This window comes from Phytohabitans flavus, from assembly GCF_011764545.1.
In the GTDB taxonomy this organism is placed as follows: domain Bacteria; phylum Actinomycetota; class Actinomycetes; order Mycobacteriales; family Micromonosporaceae; genus Phytohabitans; species Phytohabitans flavus.
This window is the reverse complement of sequence record NZ_AP022870.1, coordinates 8,841,171-8,864,586: the sequence shown is the minus strand read 5'-3', so window position 1 is coordinate 8,864,586 and position 23,416 is coordinate 8,841,171. Positions and strand designations below refer to the sequence as shown.

Here is a 23,416-nt window from a genome sequence, read left to right as displayed (position 1 = left end):
GGTTCGATGCTCCCGCGACGCAGCGACGAAATGCCAGACAAGTAGTCTCTGCTGGGGACCCGTCGACACCGGAGGTGTACGGAGCGTGACGGTTCGTAGCTCGTTCGTCGTAGTCGCCAACCGCCTGCCAGTCGATGAGGTGACCACACCGGAAGGGCGTGGCTGGCGGCGCAGCCCCGGCGGTCTGGTGACCGCGCTGCACCCGGTCCTCGCCCAGCACAAGGGCACGTGGGTGGGGTGGGCCGGCGGGGTCGGCAGCGCCCCGGAGCCGTTCGACCTGGAGGGCATCCGGCTGCACCCCGTGCCGCTCAGCTCGGAGGAGCTGGAGCGCTACTACGAGGGCCAGTCCAATGCCACCATCTGGCCGCTCTACCACGACGCGGTCGAGACGCCGGTCTTCAAGCGGCGCTGGCGCGAGGCGTACCGGATAGTCAACGCGCGGTTCGCCGAGGCGGCCGCGGAGGTGGCGGCCGAGGGTGCCACGGTCTGGGTGCAGGACTACCAGCTCCAGTTGGTGCCGGCGATGCTCCGTGAGCTTCGCCCCGACCTGCGGATCGGGTTCTTCCTGCACATCCCCTTTCCGCCGATCGAGCTGTTCATGCAGATGCCGCTGCGGGCCGAGGTGCTGCGCGGGCTGCTCGGCGCCGACCTGGTCGGGTTCCAGCAGCGGCTCGCCGCGCAAAACTTCGTCCGGCTGGCCCGGCACCTGCTCGGCCTGCGGTACGAGGGGCAGACGATCGAGGTCGACGGGCGGCGGGTCAAGGCCGGCGCGTTCCCGATCTCGATCGACGTGGCCGAGATGGAGCGGATGGCGACCGACCCGTCCGTCCAGGCGCGGGCCAAGCAGATCCGCGCCGAGCTGGGCGACCCCAAGACGATCGTGCTCGGCGTCGACCGGCTCGACTACACCAAGGGGATCGAGCGGCGACTCAAGGCGTTCCGGGAGCTGCTCGCCGACGGCAAGCTGAGCGTGCCCGACGCGGTCATGGTGCAGGTGGCCACGCCGAGCCGGGAGCGGGTCGAGCACTACCAGGCGCTCCGTGTGAAGGTCGAGCGCGAGGTGGGACGGATCAATGGCGAGTTCGGGCGGGTGGGCGTCCCGGCCGTGCACTACCTCCACCAGTCGTACAGCCGGAGCGAGCTGGCCGCGCTCTATAGCGCCGCCGACGTGATGATGGTCACTCCCCTCCGCGACGGCATGAATCTCGTCGCGAAGGAGTACGTGGCCACCCGCGCCGACACGGGTGGGTCGCTCGTGCTCAGTGAGTTCGCCGGGGCGGCGACCGAGCTGCGGCAGGCGTTCCTGTGCAACCCGCATGATCCGGAGGGGGTCAAGGACGCGCTGCTCCGGGCGGTGCACGTCGACAGCGTCGAGGCGCGCCGGCGTATGCGGATCATGCAGCGCCACCTTCGTACCCACGACGTCGGGCACTGGGCGCGCTCGTTCCTCAACGAGCTTGGAGTGCCAGAGGCAGCATAGGAGTCATGGTCCTTGACCTTGATCAGCGCACGCTACGTGAGATCGATCCTGACCTGCGGCGCGCTATCGGCCGGATCGCGCGGGTGCCCAACCTGCTGATCGCCTGCGACTACGACGGCACGATCGCGCCGATCGTGCTCGATCCGACCAAGGCCGTGCCGCTGGCCGAGTCCGTCGCCGCGATCCGCGCGCTGGCCGCGCTGCCGCAGACGACCGTCGCCGTGATTTCTGGGCGTGCCCTGCGTGACCTCGCCGCGCTCTCCCGCCTTCCCTCCGAGGTGCACCTGGTGGGCAGCCACGGGTCCGAGTTCGACATCGGGTTTGTCGAGCGCCTGGCGCCTGAGCTGGTCGAGGTCCGCACGCGCCTCCAGAACGCGGTCCGTCAGATCATCGAAAACCAGACAGGGGTGCGACTTGAGTCGAAACCGGCCAGCGTGGCAGTGCATGTGCGCGGGCCGAGCCGGACGTCGGCGCACTAGTCCTCGACGAGCTCCGCGCGGGTCCCGCCAACTGGCCCGAGGTGACCGTCACCGAGGGCAAGCAGGTGGTCGAGCTGTCCGTACTCCCCACCAACAAAGGCTCGGCCGTAGACCAGCTGCGCACCCAGATGTCGGCGAGCGCGGCGCTCGTGATCGGCGACAGCGTGACCGACGAGCAGGCGTTCGCGCGACTGCACGGGCCCGACGTGGGCATCAAGATCGGGCCGGGCGAGACACGGGCCGGGTACCGGGTGGCCCAGCCGATCGAGGCCGCTCGCGTGCTCGGGCTCCTGCTCCAGATCCGCCGCACCTGGCTCTTCGGCGAGCGGGCCGTACCGATCGAGCGCCACTCGATGCTCACCAACCGCCGTACCGTCGCCCTGCTCACGCCCGAGGCGAAGCTCACCTGGCTGTGCCACCCGCGGGCCGACTCGGCCGCGCTCTTCGCCGACCTGCTCGGCGGCCACCCGGCCGGCTACTTCAGCGTGGCCCCTGACCGCGGCGGCATGCCGCTCGGCCAGCGCTACCGCTCGGGCACGATGACCGTGGAGACCCGCTGGTCCGGGCTCACCGTCACCGACTGGCTGGCCCCGCCCGGCAACGGCGGCGACTCCACGCTCATCCGCCTGCTCGCCGGCCACGGCCGGGCCCGGCTGGAGTTCGCGCCACGGCCCGAGTTCGGGCAGGTCGGTATGCGGCTTCAGCACCTCGGCGACGGGCTGCTGGTGCTCGGTTCCAGCGAGCCTGTCGCGCTCTACTCCCCGGGGTCGAGTGGGAGGTGACCACCGACGGTGGGTACGACACCGCGCGGGCCGTGGTCGACCTGACCGCCGCGGGCGGGCAGGCGGCGCTGGAGCTGCGGCTGGGGACGCACGGCCTGGAGCACCAGGGGGTACCCGTGTCTGATCGCCAGGCGGCGGCCGAGCAGCCGTGGCGGGATTGGACGGCCGGGTTGCGCCTGCCGGGCGTGGGCCGCGACCTTGTGTTGCGGTCAGCGCTCACGCTGCGCGGCCTGTGCAACGACGCGACCGGGGGCATCCTCGCCGCGGCCACCACCTCGCTGCCCGAGGAGGTCGGCGGTGTACGCAACTGGGACTACCGCTACTGCTGGCTCCGCGACGCCGCCATGGCCGCGCGGGCACTTGTCGACCTCGGCTCGCTGACGGAGGCCGAGGGGTTCCTGCGGTGGGTGGACGGTTGCGTGGAGCGCACCGGCGGCCACCCTGAGCGGCTCCACCCGCTGTACACGGTGGAGGGGTTCGAGCTGGGCGCCGAGGCGGTCATCGACACGCTCCCCGGCTGGGCCGGCTCCCGCCCGGTACGCGTGGGCAACCTCGCCAACCACCAGCTCCAGCTCGACGTCTTCGGCCCGGTGGTCGACCTGATCTCGGCGGTCTCCGACTCCCGCGGCTCGGTACGCGAGGAGGAGTGGCGGGTCATCGAGGCGATGGTCAAAGGTGTCGAGCGGCGGTGGCACGAGCCGGACCACGGACTGTGGGAGGCACGGCTGCCACCCAGGCACCACGTGTACTCCAAGGTCATGTGCTGGCTGACCGTGGACCGCGCGCTGCACGTCCTGCGCGCCCACGGCGAAGGTGAGCGCCCCGAGTGGGTGGAGCTGCGCGACCGGATCGGCGCCAACGTGCTGGAGTACGGCTGGCACGAGCGCGCCGGGGCGTACACGGTGGCGTACGGCTACGACGAGATGGACGCGTCAAGCCTGTGGATCGGCCTCTCCGGCCTGCTGCCCGACAACGACCCGCGCTTCCTCGCCACGGTGCTCAAGGTCGAGGCGGACCTGCGCAGCGGCCCGGTCGTGTACCGCTACCGGTGGGACGACGGCCTGCCCGGCCGCGAGGGCGGCTTCCACGTGTGCACGGCGTGGCTGATCGAGGCGTACCTGCGCACCGGTCGGCGCAGCGACGCCGAGGAGCTCTTCACGCAGATGCTGGACACGGCCGGCCCGACCGGCCTGCTGCCCGAGCAGTACGACCCGGTCGCCGAGCGCGGCCTGGGCAACCACCCGCAGGCGTACAGCCACCTCGGCCTGATCCGCTGCGCGCTCCTCCTGGACGGCAAAGGCTTCTCGCTCGCCCGAGGCGCCTAGCCCTCGGCGAGCACGTCCACGACCTCACCCACGACCACGATCGCGGGAGGGCGGAAGCCGGCCTCGGCGGTCTGCGCGGCGACCTCGGAGAGGACCGTGCGGAGCACGCGCTGGGCTCCCGTGGTGCCCTCCTGCACGACGGCGGCGGGCGTACCCGGGTCGCGGCCATTCGCCAGCAGCGTCGCGGTGATCTTGGGTAGGTTCTTGAGGCCCATCAGCACCACGAGCGTGCCGCGCATCCGGGCCAGCGCCGCCCAGTCCACCCGCGACGACGGGTTGTCCGGGGCGACGTGCCCGCTCACCACCGTAAACTCGTGCGCCACCCCGCGGTGGGTCACCGGGATCCCGGCCGCGGCTGGTACGGCCACCGAACTGGTCACGCCGGGCACCACCGTCACCGGTACCCCGGCCTCGGCACAGGCGATCGCCTCCTCGCCGCCGCGGCCGAAGACGTACGGGTCGCCGCCCTTGAGCCGTACCACCATCAGCCCGGCCGAAGCCCGCTCGACGAGGATGCGGTTGATCTCCTCCTGAGCCTTGGCCGGTCCGTACGGGATCTTCGAGGCGTCCACCAGCTCCACCTCGGGCCGCAGCTCGTCCAGCAGCAGCCCGGGTACCAGCCGGTCGGCGACCACCACGTCGGCCTCGGCCAGCAGCCGCCGCCCCTTCACCGTGATCAGCTCAGGGTCGCCGGGGCCCGCGCCGACGAGCACGACCCGCCCACCGCCGAGCACCTCCCTGGTGGGTGCCGCGGAAGGCGCCGACGGCACCGCGCACCCCGGCAGCGTCCCGTCCAGCAGCCCCTCCCGGATCGCGTCCCGGATCACCACGGCGCGGGGCGGGTCGCCACCGGCCGTGACCGCGACAGTGACCGGGCCGTGGCGGGTGGTCGCGGGCGTCCAGGCGGTGGCCGCGTGCCGGTCGTCCGCGCGCACGCAGAACACCCGCCGCTCCAGAGCCGCCGCGCTCACCGCCGCCGCGGCGGCCGGGTCGTCGACCGCCACCTGCACCAGCCACGCACCGTCCACATCGGAGGGCTCGAAGCGCCGCTCGCTCCACCGCAACCGCCCGGCGTCGAAAAGCGCGCGCAGGGCCGGCGTCAGGTAAGGGCTGACCACCTCGACCCGCGCGCCCGCGTCGAGCAGCGCGGGCACCCTTCGCGTGGCGACCGCGCCGCCGCCGACCACGAGCACGCGGCGCCCCTCTAGAAGCAGGGCGAGTGGGTACGGACTTGTCACTTCTCAGATACTCCCGCGGAGTCGAAGGTCGCCACCTCGTGCAGTACCCGCACCGCGCTCGCCACGATCGGCACCGCGAGCACCGCGCCGGTACCCTCGCCGAGCCGCAGGCCGAGGTCGATGAGCGGATCGAGGCCGAGGTGGGCGAGCGCCACCGTCGCGCCCGGCTCGGCCGAACGGTGGCCGGCGACCATCGCGCCGACCGCGTCGGGGGCCAGCGCCGCCGCGGCGAGCGCGGCCGACACCGCGATCACGCCATCGAGGATCACGGGTACCCGCCGGGAGGCCCCGCCGAGGATGAAGCCGGCGATCGCCGCGTGCTCCAGCCCGCCGACCGCCGCCAGCACGCCGACCGGGTCGGCCGGGTCGGGCTTGTGCAGGTTCAGCGCGGCGCGGACCACGGCCACCTTGCGGGCGTACCGGTAGTCGTCGATGCCGGTACCCCGCCCGGTCACCACCTCGGCGTCGGCCCCGGTGAAGGCCGCGATCAGCGCCGCCGCGGGCGTCGTGTTGGCGATCCCCATGTCACCGGTGACCAACGCCCGAGCGCCGTCGTCCACCAGCTTGAAGGCGACCCGGGCGCCGGCCTCCAGCGCTGCCGAGACCTCCTCGCGGGTGAGCGCCGCCTCCGCGGTCATGTCTCTCGTGCCGGCGCGTACCTTGGCGGCCACCAGCCGCCTGCGCTGCTCTTCGCCACTCGACCGAGGCGCCGGGATCGGCCCGCTGCCGCCACCCTCGTCGCCCCACCCGAGGTCGTCCAGCACCCCGACGTCGACCACCGTCACCGAGGCGCCGACCTGACGGGCAAAGGCGTTGACCACCGCGCCGCCGGCGAGGAAGTTGGCCACCATCTGGCCGGTGACCTCCTGCGGCCAGGGCGACACCCCCTGGGCGTGTACGCCGTGGTCGCCCGCGAAGACCGCCACCGCGACCGGCTCGGGCAGCGGGGGCGGGCACTCGCCGGCCAGCCCGGCCAGGCGCACGGAGAGCTCCTCCAGCGCACCGAGCGAGCCGGCTGGCTTGGTCAGCCGCGCGTGCAGCGCCCGCGCCGCCTCCATCGCCCCCTCGTCGAGCGGGGAGATGCCGTCGATCATCAGGCCTCCAAGGTCTTCCGCAGGGCCGAGACGAAACCATCGGTGACCGCAGTGTCTCGCACCGCGATCCGCAGCCAGTCTGCGCCCAGCCCGGGGAATGTGTCGCCGCGCCGCACCGCGTACCCCAGATCGCGAAGGGCCAGCCGGACGCGGCCGCCATCCGGCACGCGGGCAAGAACGAACGAGCTTGACGGCTGCCCCTCGACGACGACGCCGGGCAGCCCACGCAGCGCGGCCACGAGGTGGTCGCGGTCGGCGGCGAGGGCGGCGGCGATCTCCTGCTCGGCCGCGACGGCGGCCGGGCTCGCGCACGCGGCTGCGGCGGCGAGTGCGGGCGTCGATACGGCCCACAGCGGCTGTACGGCGGCGAAGCGCGCGAGCAGGTCGGCCGCGCCGAGCAGGTAGCCGATCCGCAGCCCGGCCAGCCCCCAGGTCTTGGTAAGGCTGCGCACGACGACGAGCCCGGGCAGGTCCCGCCGGCCGGCCAGCGACTCCACCTCGCCGGTCGTGTCGGCGAACGCTTCGTCCACCACCAGCACCCGGCCCGGACGGGCGAGGGCAGCCACCGCCTCCGCTGGGTGAAGCACCGACGTCGGGTTGGTGGGGTTGCCGACGAAGACGAGGTCGGCGTCGTCCGGTACCAGCGCCGGGTCGAACGCGAAGCCGGACGCCTCGGGCAGCACCACGCGGGTCACCTCGTGGCCGGCGTGCCGCAGCGCCGCTTCCGGCTCGGTGAACTGTGGATGCACGACAACCGCCCGCCGCGCCCCGCGCAGCGCCTGTGCGATGAGCACGAATCCCTGTGCGGCGCCGGCGGTGAGCAGCACCTCACCGGCCGGACGTGCGTGCCGGGCGGCCACCGCGGCCGTGGCCGGCGCCGGATCCGGGTACGCGGCGAGGTCGGCGAGCGACGCCGCGATCGGCTCGGCAAGCCATGGCGGCATCGGCGCCTGGCGTACGTTCACCGCCAGGTCGACGAGGCCGGACCCGACCTCCCGGTCGCCGTGAAACCCGAGATCCATACCGTCCAGGATGAACGAGGGATCCGGCGTCCCACCGCCCGGCATGTTTTGCCTCTTTAGATCATGTCTTAACCGCCTTTGTCCTACCTTGAGGTGGTGATGAAGCGCGCACTGTCCGCAACCTCTCGGATGGCACCTCTGGTCCGCGCCGGACTCATCGCCGGAGTGCTCGTTGCCGCCGCCGCCTACCCCATCGCCGCCGCGGGTGGCATCGGAGCCAAGGCCGCCGTGGACTTCGTCGACGACATGCCCTCGGTGATGGAGGCGACGCCACAAGCCCAGACCACCTACGTGTACGCGGCGGACGGCAAGACGCTGATCACGATGTTCTACGAGGAACACCGGAAGTACGTACCGATCAAACAGATGTCGCCGTACGTCCAGCGAGCCATCGTGGCTTCCGAGGACTCCCGCTTCTACAAGCACAACGGCGTGGACGCGAAAGGCGTCGCCCGCGCCTTCGTCGCCAACCACCAGGGCGGCGCGGTGGAGCAGGGCGCGTCCACACTCACCATGCAGTACGTGCGCATGGCGCTGCGGGACAGCGCGAAGACGCCGCTGGAGGTACAGCAGGCCACCGAGCAGACCAGCGCCCGCAAGATTCGCGAGATGAAGCTGGCGGTCGAGCTGGAGAAGCAGATCAGCAAGCAGGAGATCCTGGAGCGCTACCTGAACGCGGCGTACTTCGGGCACCGGGCATACGGCGTCTACGCCGCGGCCGAGATCTTCTTCTCCAAGCGACCCAAGGACCTCACGCTTGCCGAGGCGGCCATGCTGGCCGGGCTGGTCAAGGCGCCCACCGACTACGACCCGGCGAGCCAGGACAAGCAGGCGGCCACCGATCGGCGCAACTACGTGATCGACCGGATGGTGGCGATGAAGTCCGTGACGCCCGCCCAGGGCGAAGAGGCCAAGGAGTCCCCGATCAACCTCCGCCTCACCAGCCCGCCGAACGACTGCATCTCGGTCACCGAGCGGCAAAACGACTGGGGCTTCTTCTGCGACTACTTCAAGTCGTGGTGGAACCAGCAGAAGGCGTTCGGCAACAACCCGCAGCAGCGGGAGGACCGGCTGCGCCGTGGCGGGTACCGGATCGTGACGACGCTCGATCCGAAGATCCAGCGCGTCACCCTGGCGAACGTGCTGGACAAGGAGGAGACGGACAGCCGCTTCGCGCTGGGCACCGTGGTCATACAGCCCGGCAACGGCCATGTGAAGGCGATGGCGGTCAACCGCGTGTACTCGCTGGACCAGTCGCAGAACGGGCCGCACTCCGACCCCGCCAAGAGAGGCAAGATCAAGAGCAATTACCCGAACACGGTGGTACCGCTGCTCGGCGGTGGCGACATGCCTGGCTACCAGGCGGGTTCGACGTTCAAGATGTTCACCATGCTGGCCGCGCTCGACGCCGGTCTGCCGATGACGACGGAGTTCTACTCCCCGTACCGGTTGGTCTCGCAGTACCTCGCGGGCGACGGCGAGCCGGGCAGCTGCGGTGGCCGGTGGTGCCCGTCTAACGCATCGGGCGCGATGACCGGCCGGCACGCGATGTGGTCCGGCTTCGGCCAGTCGGTGAACACGTACTTCGTCCAGCTCGAACAGAAGGTGGGCGCGGACAAGGCGGTGCGCATGGCCGAGCGGCTGGGCCTGCGATGGCGCACCGAGATGGACAAGCTCCAGGCCTCACCGGCCAAGGCGCGCGGCTGGGGCTCCTTCACGCTCGGCGTCTCCGACGCGACACCGCTGGAGATGGCGAACGCGTACGCCACCGTCGCCGCGGACGGCAAGTACTGCGAGACGCTGCCCGTGATGTCGATCACGGATCCGGACGGCTCACAGGTGGCGTACCGGGGCGTCGACGTGGCCAAGCCGCGCTGCACGCAGGCGGTCAAGCCGGCGGCCGCCCGCGCGGCGGCGGACGCGGCACTCTGCCCCACCGGCTCCGGCGCCAAACGCGGCTCGTGTGGCGGCTGGTCGACCGCGACAGACGTGGCCGGCATCGTGGGGCGCCCGGTGGGCGGCAAGACCGGTACGACGGACTCGACCCGCGCGGCCTGGTTCGTCGGCATGACGCCAGACCTGGCAGCTGCCTCGTTCCTCGCCGACCCGGACTACCCGTTCAACGCGGTTGGCGACGGTCAGTCCCTCAAACCAGTCCACGCGGTGGCCGAAACACTGCACGACAGCCTTGAAGGCAAGCCCAAGCGCAACTTCATCCCACCGCCGGCGTCGATCCTGCGCTGATCCCGCACGCTAGGAGCCGGCGTGGAGGTCGGCCTTGACGAGTGACCACACCTCGAGGTCGACCCGGCCGCTGTGTACGTGCCCGGCGTTGCGGAGCAGGCCCTCGTACGTGAAGCCGGCCTTCTCCGCGACCCGGCGGGACGCGGTGTTGCCCGGCGCCACCCGCAGCTCGACCCGCTGGAAGCCGTGCTCCAGCAGCAGCGCGATGGCGAGTGCGTCGACCGCCTCCGCGGCCACGCCGAAGCCGCGGGTGTCCGGGGCGATCACGTACGACACCTCGGTAACCTTGGCGACCCAGTCGGTGCGCTTGGTCCACAGGCACCCGACCAGCCGGTCGTCCTCGCGGCGTACCACCGCGTAGTGGTCGCCGTTGCCGCTGTCCCGCCGCTCCTGGGCGGTCTCGGTGCACCAGGCGATGCCCTCGATCTGCCCGAACTCGCGCGGGAACGGCAGCCACCGCTGGGTCTGCTTGTCCATGAACACCTCGGTGATCGCCTTGGCGTCGGCGACCTCCACCGGGCGTACGAGGACGCGCGGAGTCGACACGGTCAACGACGGAAACCGCCGCACCGCCACGTGTCCAGTCACGAATTGACCTCACCGCTAGGACTGACGGGTGGTTGGGCTTCTTGCGCCGGCGGGCCGGGCTGGGTCGGCAGCTGCGCGGTGTCCGCGGTCGAGGAGAGGGCAGGCACGGGCGACACCGGCGTCGGGGCGTCGGCGGGTGCGGCGGCCGCCACCAGGCGGTGGGCGATCTCCGGCGCGCCGGCCCAGTGCAGCATGAGCTGAGACGCGTGCACCCGGCGCCACACGAAGCCCTCGGGGGTGCTGCCGCCCCAGGTCCAGGCGGGGGTCTGGCCGGCGCGCGGGTTGAGCACGCCGCTGTGCTGCTTGTAGCCGACCATCCGGGCGCCGACCTGGGCCACCGGGGTCGAGGCCCGCGCGGTGGCCTCGCGGTAGCCGACGACGACCTGGTCGGTGCTCATGCCGGTCGCCTCGACGACCCCACACATCGGCCGGCCGTCGAACTCCCGGGCCAGCCACAGCACCCCCGCACCTTCGGCGAGCACCGGGCGGCCGGCCTGGGCCAGCTCGGCCACCTCGGCACACAGCCGGCGGTTGGCGGAAAGCTCCTCCGCGTACGACTCGGGCAGGCCGCCCCCGATGACCAGCGCGTCCGTCCCCTCGGGCAGGTGCTCGTCGCGCAGCGGGTCGACCATGACGACGTGGGCGCGGGCGGCGGTGAGCAGCTCGGCCGTCTCCACGTACGAGTAGGACATCGTCGGACCGCCGGCGAGCGCGACGACCGGGCGGCGCCCGACCGCGACGGCGGGGCTCTCCCGCGCGCGGTCCAGGGCTCCACGCCGAGCTGGGGCGCGGAACGGGCGAGCGCGACGAGCCGATCGAGGTCGACGGCACCGGCGATGCCCTCGCCCAGCCGCCGCACCCCGCGGACCGCCTCGACGGCGCGGTGCACGACGGGCACCACCCCGTCGTGCCGGGACGGCAGCGCGGCGGGCAGGTCGCGGCGGCGCAGCGCGCCGAAGACGGGCACGCCGATGTCGTCGAGCGCCTCGCGCAACAACTGCTCGTGCCGGTCCGAGGCGACCCGGTTGAGGATCACGCCGCCGAGCCACAGCACCTCGTCGTACGCCCGGAAGCCGTGCACAAGCGCGGCGACCGACTGGCCCATCGCGCCGACGTCGATCACGAGGATGACCGGCGCGCGCAGGGTGGCGGCGACGCCCGCGGTGGAGTGCGAGTCGGAGCGGCCGGTGAGGCTGTCGAAGAGCCCCATCGTGCCTTCCATCACCGCGATGTCCGCGCCGTTGGCACCGTGGGCGAAGAGCGGGGCGACCCGCGCCGAGCCGACCAGCCGGGGGTCGAGGTTGCGGCCGGGCCGGCCGGCGGCGAGCCCGAGGTAGGCGGCGTCGGTGTGGTCTGGGCCGATCTTGAAGCCGGCGGCGCGCATGCCCCGCCCCGCGAGGGCCGCGAGGAGGCCGACGGCCACGGCCGTCTTGCCGTGCCCGGACGATGGTGCGCTCACCACGACACGCGGTACGGCGGTCATCGACGTCTCCTCCCCACAATCGGCGGGACCAGCGTAGTGCCTGAGATCACACGGGTAGCCTCGTGCTGTGTACCGGTTCCTCCTCACCCCCGCTGGCTGGGCTTTGCCGCTCTCATCGGCGTGGCGGCCGTCGTCATGGTGCTGCTCGGCAACTGGCAGTTGCACCGGTACCAACAGCGCAGTGCGACCAACGAACGGATCGATGAGTCGTCACGGGTCGCGCCTGTCGCACTGCCGGAAGAAGTGCCCGCGGCCTGGACCCGGGTCACCGTAACCGGCGAGTACGACCCGGCGAACGAGATCCTGGTGCGCGGCCGCACGGTCGAGGGCGCGGTCGGCTACGAGGTGGTCACGCCGCTGGTCCGCACGGACGGGCCGACGGTCCTGGTCGACCGGGGCTGGGTGCCGCCGTCGCCGTCGGGCGCGGCCTCGATGCCGAAGGTGCCGGCTCCCCCAAAGGGGGAGGTGACGGTGGTCGGCCGGGTGCACCCGAGCGAGAGCCGCCCCGACTCGGTGAGCCTCCGCGACGGCAAGATCGAGGTACGCCGGATCGGCGTGGAGCGGCTGGCCGAGGATCTCCCCTACCCGCTGTGGGGTGCGTACCTGCTGGCCGAGGAGCCCACCGCCGGCTTCACCGCGGTCACCATCCGGCACGAAAACTCCTGGCAGAACGCCGGGTACGTACTCCAGTGGTGGCTCTTCGCGGGGCTGGCCCTCGCCGGCTTCGGCTGGATGGTCTACCGCGAGGCGCATCCGAAGGCGGATGAGCCGGTGGACCGGGCAGAAGTGGCGATCGCGTGAGTGACGCTGTCGTCGCCCTGATCGGCGAGATCGCGGTGACACCCACGGCCGTCCGCACGCCCGCCGGCGAGATCCCGCTCGCCCAGTCGACCTGGCAGGTCTCCGACTTCTGGCAGACCGAGCAGAAGACGCCGACCTGGGCGATCTGGGCGGCGGTGCTGGGCTTCTGCGTGCTGACCGTCCTCAGCCTGCTCTTCCTGCTGGTGAAACAGACGATCTACAAGGGCACGGTGCAGGTGACGGTGACCAACGGCCCGCGGCAGTACGTGGCCCGCATCCCGGTCACGACCCAGGAGCAGGTGCAGCAGATCCACAACCAGGTCAACTACGTCCGCTCACTGGCGGCCCTTTAGCTCCACTTCCTCGGGCGGCACCGCGCGCCCGTAGTGCCAGCCCTGCGCGGTGTCGCAGCCCAGCTCGCGCAGCGCTGTCGCCTGGGCGGCCGTCTCCACGCCCTCGGCGGTCACCGTGAGCTTCAGCTTGTGGGCCAACCCGATCAGCGCGGAGAGGATCTCCTGGTCGGTCTGGTCGGGCCCGCCCGGCGCGCGCAGCCCGGCCATGAAGCGCCCGGCCAGCTTGAGCGCGTGTACCGGCAGGTCACGCAGGTACGACAGGTTGGAGTACCCGGTCCCGAAGTCGTCGATCGCGATCCGCACGCCAAGCTCGGCGAGCGCGTGGAGCGTTTGCAGCGGCTGTCCGGCGCTGCCCATCACCGAGCTCTCGGTCACCTCGAGCTGAAGCGCCTCCGGCTCCAGCCCGGTCTCGGCGAGCACCTCCTTGACCGCGTCGACGAAGCCGGCGTCGCGGATCTGGCGCACCGCGATGTTGACGCTCATCAGCAGCGGCTTGTGCGGGTGAACATCCCGCCACGCCCGGCCCTGCCGGCATGCCTCAATGAGCACCCACTGGCCGAGCGGGGCGATCGCGCCGGTCTCCTCGGCCAGCTCGATGAAGCGGTTGGGGCCGAGCACCCCCAGCTCGGGATGGCGCCACCGCACCAGCGCCTCGGTGCCGATCACGACGGCGTCGTCGAGGCGCACCAACGGCTGGTACTCCACAAAAAACTCGCGCCGGGCGAGCGCCTCGGGCAGCTGGCCGGAGAGCCTGTAGCGGCTCACGTCCGAGGCGTGCCGGTCGGCGTCGAAGATCGCCCACCGGTCCCGCCCGTCGGCCTTCGCCCAGTACAGCGTGGTGTCCGCCGCCTTCATCAGCTCGGCCGCGTCGGTCCCCTCCACCGGCCGGTCGACCACGCCCACGCTGGCCGAGACATTGAGGACATGGCCGCCGAGGTACACCGGCGCGCGCACCGCGTCGAGGGCGAGCTCGGCCACCCGTACGACATCGTCGGTGCTCTTGACCTGCTCGACCAGCACGACGAACTCGTCGCCGCCCATCCGGGCGACAAGGTGACCGCTGGGCGTCAGCCGCACGGCGAGGCGGCTGGCCACGGTACGGATCAGGTCGTCGCCCGCGTCGTGCCCAAGCGTGTCGTTGATCGCCTTGAAGCCGTCGAGGTCGAGGTAGCAGATGCCGATCCGGGCATCGGCCTCCGGCTTGATCAGGGCTGCGTTGGCTGCGCTCGCTTCGCTCGCTGAGGCCCCGAGGGGCCGGCGCGATCCGCCCTCGTCGCTACGCTCCTCGGCCCGGACCTTGCCCGCCCCAGGGCGCTGGTGAGCCGTTCGAAGAAGAGCGTGCGGTTGGGCAGGTCGGTGAGCGGGTCGTGCAGGGCCTGGTGGCGCAGCTGCTCTTGGAGCGACCGCCGGGCCTCCTCGGCCTCGATCCGGGCGGCCAGCGCGGCGGCGTAGATGTCCTCCTGCTCGCGCAGCGTCCGCTCACGCAGCGCCTGGGCGTACCCGGCGGCGAGCGCGCCCTGGAGCAGGCCGAGCCGGGAGCCCTTGCCGATCGACTCGGCGTACGCCCCGAGCTGCTCGTCGAGCACCACGAGCGTGCGGTCCAGCGAGGCGGGCTGGGTGAAGTGGGCGTCCACAAGCCCGGCGCCGATCTCCTGCGCGGCACGGGGGTCGGCCTTTTCCGCGGTGAGCGCGTCGAGGAGGCGAGTGGACGGTCCCGCCAGGTAGACGGCCAGCTCACCGGTCGTCATCGACACGAAGCTCGTCCACGCGATAGCGCGGGCCCAGTGCTGGGCGAGCCGCTCTGCGGTCACCATCGGTGCCGCTGCCTCCCTACCGTCGGATCATCGCGTCGCGGGCACGCGACATGAATCCCGCCGGGGAAAACCACAGGCCCCACCTTTCGGACAAAGGCCGGCACATAATCAGCCAGCATAGGGGCAGTGGCGGTTATCTGGAACCTTTACGTTCTGTTATGGATCGCCCGCACGGTGTCAATTGTGTCGGCCTCGGACGCCGGCTTGTCGTCGCGGTACCGCAACACGCGCGCGAACCGCAGTGCCACGCCGCCGGGGTAGCGCGGGCTCGCCTGCACCCCGTCGAACGCGACCTCGACCACCTGCTCGGGACGCACGGTGACGACCCAATCGCCCTTGTCGACGGCCAACTCCAGAAAGCGTTGAGTCTGCCACCGCAACAGCTCGTCGGTGAGGCCTTTGAACGTCTTGCCCAGCATCACGAACCCGCCGGTCTCCGGATCCCGGGCGCCGAGGTGCAAATTGGACAGCCAGCCCTTGCGCCTACCGTGTCCCCACTCGACGGCCAGCACCACGAGGTCGAGCGTGTGCCGGGGCTTGACCTTGACCCAGGCCGCGCCGCGCCTCCCCACGTCGTACGCCGATTCGGGTGACTTCACGACCACGCCCTCCTGGCCCGCGGCCAGCGCCGCGGCGAAGGCATCCGCCGCCTCGGCGGGCGTGGTCACCGCCGTGCGGCCGACGAGCAGCGGCGCCGGTACCGCCTCGGCGAGCGCAGCCCAGCGGTCCCGCCCGGACGCGTCCAGCAGGTCCGTACCGTCCAGGTGCAGGATGTCGAAGAAGTACGGCGTGATGGCGGTGACCGGCACGCCACGGGTGGCCGCCCGGCTCGCCGTCTCCTGAAACGGGCGCGGCCGCCCCGCCGCGTCCAGCGCCATCGCCTCGCCGTCGAGCACGATCTCCCGCGCCGGCAGTGCGCGCACGGCCGCGACCACCTCGGGCAGCCGGGGCGTGATGTCGTCAAGGCTGCGGGTGAAGACCGCCACCTCGTCGCCCGAGCGGTGCACCTGGATGCGGATCCCGTCGAGCTTGACGTCGACCACGGCGGGCACGCCCGTGGCGGCGAGCGCATCCTCGACCGAAGCCGCGCTCTGCGCCAGCATCGGGGCGAGCGGCCGCCCCACCCGCAGTGTGAACTCCGCGAGCGCCGCCGCCCCGCGGGTCATCGCCGCCGCAGCCACCTCCTTGAGGTCGCCGGCCAGCAGCAGCGCCCGCCGCACGAGCGTCACCGGCACCTCGCCGGCCCGCGCGATCGCGTCGACCAGCAGGCCGGCCTGGGCGCCCTGGCGCAGCTCGCCGCCGAAGAGCCCGATGAGGTGGCGCTGCTCGTCCGCGGTGGCCGAGGCGAAGAGCCCGCCGACGAGATCCCGGCGGCGGGCCTGCGAGCCGGCGCCGCCGACCTTCGAGATCTCCTCGATCGCCCGGTCGACGGCGCCTACGGTCAGGGTGGGCTCAGCGGCGGGTGGTGGCGCCTCCCGGAGCGTGGCCCAGCCGACCCCGGTCTGGCGCTGGCGCAGCTCACCGGCCAGGTATGCCGAGCCGGCCACGATCTCCTCCGGCTCCAGCCGGCGCAGCGCGTCGGCGAGCAGCTCGACCTTGGCTTTTCGGCTGGACGTCGCCGAAACGGCCGCCGAGGTGGCCACGAGATCAACAAACCGCACGACTTCACGGTAGTGGCCCGACCGACAATTCCGCGGCCGCCGGCTGCGGCTCCCGCTGGTCAGCGCGCTTCAGGAGCAGGATGAGGAACGCTCCCGCGACGGTCACCACCGCGGCTACCCACCCGGCCGTACGCAGGCCGGCCACCAGGTCCGCCGCCGGCGCGGCGCCCGCGCCGACATCGATGCCCGCGTTGGCGACCGCGACGAGCGCGGCCAGCCCCACCGCGCCGCCGATCTGCTGGGAGGTGGAGACCAGCGCCGCCGCGACGCCCTGCTCGCCGGGGCGACGTCCGTGCCGCTGGCGAGGAAGACCATCGGGTACACCAGGCCGCCGCACAGCCCGAGCAGCACGATGCCCGGCAGCAGCCGCCAGTACGAACCGTCCGCCGACATGCCCGCCGCGACCGCCGCCATCGCCAGGCCCGCGCCGAGCACGCCGACGAAGAGGGCGTTGCGCATGCCGAGGCGGCTCAGCAGCAGCGGGAGCAGCTTCGCCGCGCCCACGATCGACGTGACGCTCATCGGCAGGAACGCGAGGCCGGCGCCGAGCGCGGTGTACCCGAGCACCTCCTGCACGTCCATGTAGAAGAGGTAGTGCAGCGTGTTGATCGTGCCCATGAGCACGAAGATCAACGCCATCATCGTGACAAGGCTGCGTACGCCGAGCAGGCGCGGCGGGGCCAGCGGGTCGCGGGAGCGCCGCTCGATCAGCACGAACGCGGCTAGCAGCACCCCGCCGAGCGCCAGCGCACCCGCGCCGCGTGCCGAGCCCCAGCCCGCCTCCGGCCCGCTGGCCAGCCCGAACACCACTAGCGTCGAGCCGGCGGTGGCCACCAGCGCGCCCGGCAGGTCGAAGCCGCCCCACGCGTAGCCGCCCGGGTCCGGGGTAAGCACCCGGAGCGCGGCCAGTATGGCGGCCAGCGTGAGCGGGGCGTTGACGAAGAAGATCCACTCCCAGCCGAGGTAGTTGGTGATCACGCCACCGGCCATCGGGCCGACGACCGCGCCGGTGCTCCCGGCGACGCCCCAGAGGCTTAGCGCGCGGTTGCGTGCCGGGCCGGCGGCGAAGGTGTTGTTGATCAGGGCGAGCGTGGCCGGGAAGAGCAGCGCGCCACCGGTACCCTGCACGACCCGCGCGGCCACCAGCACGCCCGGCGCACCAGCCAGGCCACCGGCGAAGGAGGCAATTCCGAAGATCGCGAGCCCGAGCACGAACATCCGCCGTGCGCCGAGCCGGTCCACCGCCCGCCCGCCGAGCAGCAGGAGCCCACCGAAGCCCACCGCGTACGCGCTGACCACCCACTGAAGCGACTGCGCCGTGAAGCCCAGCTCGTGCCCGATGTCGGGCAGCGCGACGTACACGATATTGAAGTCGATCGAGATAATGAAGGCCGCGAAGATCAGTAACGCCAGCCTGAGCCGGTCCATGGGTAACCACCCGTTCTCTAGGTGCACGACTTGTAACAGCACCCATGGTGTGTGACCATGAAGCCCGGCGTAAGGAGGCACTTTTATGTCTCAGGGAAACAAATGTGTGACCGAGCAGGTCCCGGTCGAGGACCAGGCCTGCACCGTCCGCCAGGTGCTCGACCGGGTGGGCGGCAAGTGGAGCATCGGCATCCTGGTGGCCGCCTCGAAGGGCCCGGTCCGCTTCACCGAGCTGGAGCGCTCGGTCGAGGGGATCAGCCGCCGCATGCTGACGCTCACGCTGCGCCAGCTGGAGCGTGACGGCCTCCTGGTGCGCACCGTCTACCCGACCGTCCCGCCAAAGGTGGAGTACCGGGCGACCGAGATCGCGCTGGAGCTCTACGACTCGCTTGTCACGCTAACGACCTGGGCCGAGCGGCACCGCGCCACGATCGCCGCCGCCCGGGAGGCCTACGACCGGGAGCACGGCAAGGAGCCCGCGCTCAGCGGAGCGCCAGAGCGTTGACGCACCACGACTCTCACGCCGCTGCGCCTACCGTCACGCCGGACGGATCGGCGCCCGGCGCGACGAATGCCAGCAGCCGCGCCCCCTCGGCCACCACCGCGGCCCGGTCCCGCTTGGTGAGCTGCCCGAACGGCTCCACTGTCAGGCGGCCCTTCGCGATCGTCCAGGTACCGGCGGCAACCCCGTCGACGAGGAACGCCCGCACGAGCCGGTGCCGGGACATGTACGTCCGGTGCGCGTCGGCGATCACGCGAGTGCGAACGGCGTGCGAGACCAGCAGGTTGTCGAAGTCAGCCAAGAAGCGCACCGGTGCCGGCGTGTCCGGGTCGGGCCGTGGGGCGTCCGGCAGGTCGAAGAGGTCCCGCCCGGCCTCGTTCCGGAAGCGGGCGAGCGGCAGCGCGCGTACCACCTCGCCCAGCCCGGTGAGCCCGGACCAGGCCTGTACGTCCTGGATGCTCGCCGGCCCGAAGGCGCCCAGGTAGCGGGTCACGGCGACCGCCGGATCCATCGGGGACAGTGGCGCCCCGGTCCACGACTGGAGCGTGGTGAGCACCGGCTGCCCGCTGCGCCCCCACAGTCCCCGCGGTGGAACCTGCACGAGCGGGAGGAGCCCGCGCAGGCCGTACACGAGCGAGGCCGCCTCCCGATTCGGCCAGCGTTCACACAGGAGCGCCCCGAGCTTCGTACCAGATAGCGGTTTTGCTTCGAGAAGCTCGCGCCCGGCGGCGGCCAAGGCCGCGAGATCGAGGCCGGCCAGCGGCGCGGCGGGGAGGTTGTTGGCCTGCACCTCGCGGTCGTAGATCGACTGCGTCAGCGGGCGGAGGCCGCACGCGTCGCGGGCGGTGACCAGGTGGACGGTGCCGCGCATCAGCGCGATCCGCACCACCAGCCGGTCGCGAAGCAGCCCGCTCAGCTCCTCCGGGTCAAATGTGGACAGTCTCGACCAGAGCCCGATGTACGGCGCGTGCGGCGCCTGGCCTTGCAGACCCACCAAGTGCTCGACCGCCTCCGCCACGCCCATGGGCGCGCGCTCCAGCAGGAGCTGGCGGGCCAGCGTGGCGCGCCCGAGAGCGCGCCACGTCAGGACCTTTGTCATCAGCGCAGACCGTCGAAGAACGCGCGCACGTCGCCGACCAGCGTCTCGGTCTCCAGGTGGGCGGCGTAGTGGCCGCCCGGCAGCTCGTACCGGTTCCAGGACACGATGTTGTGGTGGTCGCGCTCGGCGAAGGTGCGCATCGACACGAAGTCACCCTCGAACATCGCCACCCCCAGCGGTACCGTCGTCGGCTCGGCCTGCGCCTTGGCCTGCTCGGCGTGCGCGTCCTCGTAGTAGAAGCGGGTGGCCGAGGTGGCCGTACCGGTGAGCCAGTAGAGCATCGTATTGGTGAGGACGAAGTCGTCGTCGACGCCATCGCCGAGGAGCTGCGCGTTCCAGCCGAGGAGGCCGGCGGGTGAGTCGAAGATCCCGTACGCCAGGGTCTGCGGCTGCTGCGAGTGGAGCGTGTTGAAGGACATCTTGTTCTCGTAGAACCACTGGAGCACTTCCAGGCCCTTGTACTCCTCCGGGCCGAGCTTCTCCATCTCGGCGGGGTCACCGGAGGGGAACGAGAAGATCTGCGTCACGTGCACGCCCACCACGTGCTCGGGGGCGATCCGGCCGAGCTCGGGGGCGACGAACGAGCCGGCGTCGTTGCCCACCGCGCCGTACGTGTCGTAGCCCAGCCGCCGCATCAGCTCGGCCCACGCCTTGGCGGTGCGGTAGCGGTTCCAGCCCTTGTCGCGGGTGGGACCGGAGAAGCCGAAGCCGGGCAGCGACGGCACCACCACGTGGAAGTCGCGGGTCAGCGGCTCGATCGCCTTGAGGTACTCCACGATCGACCCCGGCCACCCGTGCGTGAGGATCAGCGGGATCGCGTCCTCGCGGGGAGAGCGGACGTGGAGGAAGTGGATGTTCTGCCCGTCGATCGTGGTGGTGAACTGCGGGTACTTGTTCAGCTCCGCCTCCCACCGCCGCCAGTCGTACCCGGTGCGCCAGTAGTCGACCAGCCGCCGCACGTACTCGACCGGCACGCCGTAGTCCCAGCCGACGCCCGGCAGCTCGTCCGGCCAGCGGGTGCGGTCGAGGCGGTCGCGGAGGTCGTCCAGGTCGCCCTGCGGGACGTCGATGCGGAAGGGCTTGATCTCGGTGTTCTCGGTCATGTCGATAACGCTACGGACCCTTCCGGTCAGGTCCTGTCCTAAAGCCCTGGCAAGATTTGGCTCATGCTCGAGACATCCGCGAGGCTCCTGCGCCTCCTCTCGTTGCTCCAGGCCAAGCGCGACTGGTCGGGCGCCGCGCTGGCCGAGCGCCTGGAGGTGAGCGAGCGCACGGTCCGACGAGACGTAGAGCGGCTGCGCGACCTCGGCTACCCCGTGCACGCCACGCGCGGCACCGACGGCGGCTACCGGCTGGGCGCGGGCGCCGCGATGCCACCGCTGCTGCTCGACGACGACGAGGCGGTCGCCGTCGCGGTCGGCCTCCGCACGGCCGCCGGCGGCACCGTCGCGGGGATCGAGGAGACGTCGGTACGCGCCCTCGCCAAGATCGAGCAGGTGCTCCCCGCACGGCTGCGCCACCGGGTGAACGCGCTCCAGTCCTACACAGTGCCGGTGCCGCCCGACCGCCCCGCCCCCACGGTCGACCCAGCGGTGCTGACCTTGCTGGCGGCCGCCTGCCGGGACGCCGAGCGGGTGCGCTTCGACTACCGTGGCCACGACGGCACGGCCACGACCCGCTCGGTCGAGCCGCACCGCCTCGTCTCGTGGGGCCGCCGGTGGTACCTGGTCGGCTGGGACGTGGACCGGCAAGACTGGCGCACGTTCCGCGTAGACCGGATCGCACCGCGCAGCCCGACCGGTCCACGCTTCGCGCCCCGCGAGGATCCCCCGGGCGGAGCCGCGGCCCACGTGGCACGCGGCGTGTCAGCGGCGGCATGGCGGCACACCGCACGCGTCGTCGTGCACGCGCCCGCCGCCACGGTGGCCGAGCGGATCAACCCCGCGGTGGGCGTGGTGGAGGCGCTCGACGAGCAAACGTGCGTGCTCGACACAGGCGCCGACACCATCGCCACGCTCGCCGTCTATTTGGGCCTGCTGGACGCCGACTTCGAGGTCACATCCCCGCCGGAGTTGGTCTCCTACCTACGCTCCCTGTCCGACCGCTACGCCCGCGCCACCTGACCCTCGAAGACAGAGATGAGCTACCGCGACGTCCGCGGTGGTCCAGACCGCTGCTCCCGCGGCCTCGCCCTCCGCGCTTCACACCCAAACCGCCGGCGGGCGCGGCCAGCCCCGCGCCTTGTTGTAACCGCGAAGGGAGCCGCGGTCCGAGACTGAGCAGCCGCCACGGGCAGGGAAATCCATGCGCACCCCGAGACGGGCCCAGCCCGCCGGTCCCGCAGCCTCACCCCTTCGCGGTGCACAACCCACCCGAGATTTGTGAACGTTTCCTGCTGCCCCAGCAACAGGAAACGTTCACAAAGGCTGGATCGCCGGGGCGCTGACGCGCCGGGTCCGGTCTTGTCCACGCCCGGGTGACTGGCCCCAAGGCCGGCCCGGGGCGGGCGCATCGGTGCGCCCAGCTCCAGAGCCCACCGGGCTGGCAGCCCCGCCGCCAGGCGGGCGGGGTTGTGAAGCGCGGAGGGTGAGGCCGCGGGAGCGACGGTCCGGACCACCGCGGACATCGCGGCAGCTCAGATGTTTCTATGCCTTTGCCGCATCCGCGACGTTCTTGAGCAGCAGCGCCTCGGCCAGGCAGACCCGGGCGAATTCTCCCAGGTGGAGGCTCTCGTTCGGGCCGTGTGCCTGGGCATACGGGTCCTCGACGCCGGTGACCAGGATCGCCGCCTCCGGGAACATCTCCTGGAACGTCGCGATGAACGGGATCGACCCGCCCACCCCGATGTCCACCGGGTCCACGCCGTCCCACGCGGTCCGGAACGCCCCCCGCGCAGCGTCGTACATCGGCCCGCTCGCGTCGATCACGCAGGGCGCCCCGTCGTGCTCGAGCGTCACCTCGACGTGCGCGCCCCAGGAGACGTGCTTCTCCAGGTGCGCCTTCATCGCCGCGTACGCGCTCTTGGGGTCGTCGCCCGGCGCGAGGCGGACGCTGAGCTTCGCCTTGGCCGAGGGGACGAGCGCGTTGGGCGCCTCAGCGGTGCGCGGCGCGTCGATGCCGAGCACCGCGATCGCCGGCTTGCCCCAGCTTCGCTCGGTGAGCCGCCCGGTGCCCACGAACGAGACCCCGTCGAGCAGCCCGGCCTCCCTGCGCAGCCGCTCCTCCGGGTAGTCGAGCGGTATCGGTCCAGCCGAGATAAGGCCGTCGACCGCCACGTCGCCCACGTCGTCGTGGAGCGTGGCGAGCAGCTTGGCCAGTACGGTCAGCGAGTCCGGCACCGCGCCGCCGAACATTCCACTGTGGATCGCGTGGTCGGCGGTGCGCACCTCGACGAACATGTTCACGATGCCGCGTAGCGAGGTGGTCAGCGCGGGTACGCCGATGTCCCAGTTGCCCGAGTCGGCGATCACGATCACGTCGGCGGCGAGGTCGTCGCGGTGCTCGACGAGCAGCAGCTCCAGCGAGGCCGAGCCGAACTCCTCCTCGCCCTCCACGAAGATCACGACACCCACCGGCAGCTCGTCCCGTACGCCCGCAGCGCAGCCACGTGCGCCATCACGCCGGCCTTGTCGTCGGCGGCGCCCCGCCCGTAGAGCCGCCCGTCGCGCTCCACCGCCTCGAACGGGTCGCTCTCCCACAGCGTCAGGTCACCCACCGGCTGCACGTCGTGGTGGGCGTAGAGGAGCACGGTCGGCGCGCCGGGCGGGGCCGGCTTGCTGCCGATGACGGCGGGCAGGCCGCCGCCAGCGCGGACGACCCGCGTGTCGAGCCCACAGCCGCGCAGCAGCTCCGCCACCGCCTCGGCGGAACGCTCCACGTGGGAGTGGTCGAAGCCGTCGAACGCGATGCCCGGGATGCGCACCAGGCGTTCGAGATCGGCACGGACTCCAGGCAATTCGCGCGTGATCGCCGCGCGCAGCTCAGGCTCGCTCAAGGTCATGCCCGCGATCTTACGTCCGGGCG

Annotated in this window: 16 protein-coding genes and 4 pseudogenes; 7 read left to right on the top strand and 13 right to left on the bottom strand. The window is 72.0% G+C overall.

The window, feature by feature from the left end:
- Positions 1 to 85: 85 nt before the first annotated feature.
- Both Pflav_RS39455 and otsB read left to right on the top strand, forming a co-directional pair.
- Entirely contained in the window at positions 86 to 1,480 is a 1,395-nt protein-coding gene (locus Pflav_RS39455; protein ID WP_173041647.1) for an alpha,alpha-trehalose-phosphate synthase (UDP-forming), read from the top strand.
- A 5-nt stretch (positions 1,481 to 1,485) separates the two neighbouring features.
- Positions 1,486 to 4,066, top strand: a pseudogene (gene otsB / locus Pflav_RS39450) (trehalose-phosphatase).
- On the opposite strand, the gene cobA reads toward otsB, so the two are convergent.
- From cobA to cobC, 3 genes are read right to left on the bottom strand one after another with little or no spacing between them, the layout of a single operon-like run.
- Positions 4,063 to 5,304 (bottom strand): uroporphyrinogen-III C-methyltransferase, encoded by a 1,242-nt coding sequence (cobA, locus tag Pflav_RS39445; protein ID WP_173041646.1) that lies wholly within the window; start codon positions 5,302 to 5,304, stop codon positions 4,063 to 4,065. The pseudogene otsB and the gene cobA overlap by 4 nt on opposite strands.
- Positions 5,301 to 6,398 carry a nicotinate-nucleotide--dimethylbenzimidazole phosphoribosyltransferase gene (cobT, locus tag Pflav_RS39440; RefSeq protein WP_173041645.1) on the bottom strand — a complete coding sequence of 366 codons (1,098 nt, stop codon included), beginning with the start codon at positions 6,396 to 6,398 and terminating at the stop codon, positions 5,301 to 5,303. Before cobT ends, cobA begins: the two co-directional genes overlap by 4 nt.
- Positions 6,398 to 7,465, bottom strand: coding sequence for an Rv2231c family pyridoxal phosphate-dependent protein CobC (cobC, locus tag Pflav_RS39435; RefSeq protein ID WP_173041644.1), 1,068 nt, complete (start codon positions 7,463 to 7,465; stop codon positions 6,398 to 6,400). The genes cobT and cobC overlap by 1 nt, the downstream gene beginning before the upstream one ends.
- Before the next feature lie 51 nt (positions 7,466 to 7,516).
- On the opposite strand from cobC, the gene Pflav_RS39430 reads away from it, so the two are divergent.
- Positions 7,517 to 9,664 (top strand): transglycosylase domain-containing protein, encoded by a 2,148-nt coding sequence (locus tag Pflav_RS39430; RefSeq protein WP_173041643.1) that lies wholly within the window; start codon positions 7,517 to 7,519, stop codon positions 9,662 to 9,664.
- Positions 9,665 to 9,673: 9 nt separating this feature from the next.
- Here Pflav_RS39430 and Pflav_RS39425 read toward each other — a convergent pair whose 3' ends face one another.
- From Pflav_RS39425 to Pflav_RS48230, 3 genes and pseudogenes are all read right to left on the bottom strand, one after another.
- Positions 9,674 to 10,252, bottom strand: a complete 579-nt coding sequence (locus Pflav_RS39425; protein ID WP_173041642.1) for a GNAT family N-acetyltransferase — start codon at positions 10,250 to 10,252, stop codon at positions 9,674 to 9,676.
- Positions 10,249 to 10,944, bottom strand: a complete 696-nt coding sequence (locus tag Pflav_RS48235) for a type 1 glutamine amidotransferase family protein (protein WP_332107838.1) — start codon at positions 10,942 to 10,944, stop codon at positions 10,249 to 10,251. The genes Pflav_RS39425 and Pflav_RS48235 overlap by 4 nt, the downstream gene beginning before the upstream one ends.
- Positions 10,945 to 11,216: 272 nt before the next feature.
- A pseudogene (locus Pflav_RS48230) lies at positions 11,217 to 11,735 on the bottom strand (nucleotide-binding protein); the annotation flags it as partial.
- A 67-nt stretch (positions 11,736 to 11,802) separates the two neighbouring features.
- Here Pflav_RS48230 and Pflav_RS39415 point away from each other — a divergent pair.
- Positions 11,803 to 12,536: pseudogene (locus Pflav_RS39415) on the top strand (SURF1 family cytochrome oxidase biogenesis protein).
- Entirely contained in the window at positions 12,533 to 12,889 is a 357-nt protein-coding gene (locus tag Pflav_RS39410) for a hypothetical protein (protein ID WP_173041641.1), read from the top strand. Before Pflav_RS39415 ends, Pflav_RS39410 begins: the two are co-directional and overlap by 4 nt.
- Here the strand turns inward: Pflav_RS39410 and Pflav_RS46840 are convergent.
- From Pflav_RS46840 to Pflav_RS39395, 4 genes are all read right to left on the bottom strand, one after another.
- Positions 12,872 to 14,032: a putative bifunctional diguanylate cyclase/phosphodiesterase gene (locus Pflav_RS46840; protein ID WP_232072799.1), complete on the bottom strand. Its 1,161-nt coding sequence runs from the start codon at positions 14,030 to 14,032 to the stop codon at positions 12,872 to 12,874. The genes Pflav_RS39410 and Pflav_RS46840 overlap by 18 nt on opposite strands.
- A gap of 62 nt (positions 14,033 to 14,094) precedes the next feature.
- A complete protein-coding gene (locus Pflav_RS46835; protein ID WP_232072457.1) occupies positions 14,095 to 14,703 on the bottom strand; it encodes a GGDEF domain-containing protein in 609 nt (202 codons plus the stop codon).
- A 146-nt stretch (positions 14,704 to 14,849) separates the two neighbouring features.
- Complete coding sequence (locus tag Pflav_RS39400; RefSeq protein WP_173041640.1) at positions 14,850 to 16,364, bottom strand: ATP-dependent DNA ligase; 1,515 nt, start codon at positions 16,362 to 16,364, stop codon at positions 14,850 to 14,852.
- Between the two features lie 114 nt (positions 16,365 to 16,478).
- Positions 16,479 to 17,792 carry an MFS transporter gene (locus Pflav_RS39395; RefSeq protein WP_232072456.1) on the bottom strand — a complete coding sequence of 438 codons (1,314 nt, stop codon included), beginning with the start codon at positions 17,790 to 17,792 and terminating at the stop codon, positions 16,479 to 16,481.
- An 85-nt stretch (positions 17,793 to 17,877) separates the two neighbouring features.
- Here Pflav_RS39395 and Pflav_RS39390 point away from each other — a divergent pair, with 85 nt between their 5' ends.
- Positions 17,878 to 18,297, top strand: coding sequence for a winged helix-turn-helix transcriptional regulator (locus Pflav_RS39390; RefSeq protein WP_173041639.1), 420 nt, complete (start codon positions 17,878 to 17,880; stop codon positions 18,295 to 18,297).
- A gap of 13 nt (positions 18,298 to 18,310) precedes the next feature.
- Here the strand turns inward: Pflav_RS39390 and Pflav_RS39385 are convergent, their stop codons facing one another.
- Complete coding sequence (locus tag Pflav_RS39385) at positions 18,311 to 19,393, bottom strand: winged helix DNA-binding domain-containing protein (protein ID WP_197938858.1); 1,083 nt, start codon at positions 19,391 to 19,393, stop codon at positions 18,311 to 18,313.
- On the bottom strand, positions 19,393 to 20,496 hold the full coding sequence (locus tag Pflav_RS39380; RefSeq protein WP_173041638.1) for an epoxide hydrolase family protein: 1,104 nt from the start codon (positions 20,494 to 20,496) through the stop codon (positions 19,393 to 19,395). The genes Pflav_RS39385 and Pflav_RS39380 overlap by 1 nt, the downstream gene beginning before the upstream one ends.
- A gap of 63 nt (positions 20,497 to 20,559) precedes the next feature.
- On the opposite strand from Pflav_RS39380, the gene Pflav_RS39375 reads away from it, so the two are divergent.
- On the top strand, positions 20,560 to 21,516 hold the full coding sequence (locus Pflav_RS39375; RefSeq protein ID WP_173041637.1) for a helix-turn-helix transcriptional regulator: 957 nt from the start codon (positions 20,560 to 20,562) through the stop codon (positions 21,514 to 21,516).
- Between the two features lie 522 nt (positions 21,517 to 22,038).
- Here Pflav_RS39375 and Pflav_RS39370 read toward each other — a convergent pair.
- Positions 22,039 to 23,387: pseudogene (locus Pflav_RS39370) on the bottom strand (M20/M25/M40 family metallo-hydrolase).
- Between the last annotated feature and the right edge of the window lie 29 nt (positions 23,388 to 23,416).